The 856-nt window shown below is 54.1% G+C and carries 2 protein-coding genes; both read left to right on the top strand.

All coding sequences use genetic code 11. The features are described from left to right. A partial coding sequence (locus tag NKH89_RS35660) for a transporter substrate-binding domain-containing protein (protein WP_352912049.1) occupies window positions 1–354 on the top strand: 354 nt, incomplete at its 5' end. A 69-nt stretch (window positions 355–423) separates the two neighbouring features. Further along, window positions 424–856: ABC transporter permease subunit (locus NKH89_RS35655; protein WP_352912046.1), on the top strand; the 433-nt coding region annotated here is incomplete at its 3' end.

The raw sequence follows: 856 nt of genomic DNA, 5'->3' as shown, positions 1-856 counted from the left end.
TTCATCATGAACTGGCAAAAAGAAAATCCACAATACAAGCTTGATGTTACGGCATCGAGCGCCGGTATTCCCTATCCCAACCGACTGGACGAAGTTCAGAACGGCAAATTCGACGCGCTTGTTCTGCCTTCGAATCTCGGTGAGCAGACCGTCATCGAGGAAAAGAAGCTCGATATCGTGGCGTCCGATCCGGTCTTCAGCAACAACACCTACATGCTGATTCATAGGTCGGACGAAAACAAGGTTTTAGCCGACGATGTGAACAAGGTTCTCAAGGAATTAAAAGACGATGGCACGATCGAAAAGCTCTCGCAGAAATGGTTCGGCGAGGACATCGTCAAATACATGAAGTAACAGGACCTTTTCCCAACCATGTAGCGATAGCCAGCGGTAAGGCTGAATTGCAAGAAGGAGCGTTTCAAAGTGGATGTTTCTGCTATGATTCCCGAGTTGCTCTCGGCATTGCCGCTGACGCTCGCTATCACGTTTACCGCCATGTTGGTCGGCTTTTGCTTGGCGCTCGTTGCGACAACATTGCGGATTCGCAGGATACCAGTGGTCAGCCACCTCACCGACCTCTACGTGTCCTATGCCCGCAGCGTTCCCGTCGTCCTCCAGTTGTTCGTCGCGTTCTACGGGCTCCCCCTATTGGTGGCCCTGTTCGGCTCCGCAGATTTCTTCTCGCCGACGATCGCTGCGATGGTCGGACTGAGCTTTTACCACGGCGGCTATCTGTCGGAAGTCCTTCGGCCCGCATACCTGGCCGTCGATCGCGGCCAGCATGATGCGGCCGACAGTCTGGGATATACCTTCCGACAGAAGATCACCCGCGTAGTCGGCCCGCAAGCGGTGCACT

The sequence above is a fragment of the Mesorhizobium sp. M0923 genome (genome assembly GCF_040319365.1).
In the GTDB taxonomy this organism is placed as follows: Bacteria; Pseudomonadota; Alphaproteobacteria; order Rhizobiales; family Rhizobiaceae; genus Mesorhizobium.
This window is presented reverse-complemented; position numbering and strand designations above follow the sequence as displayed.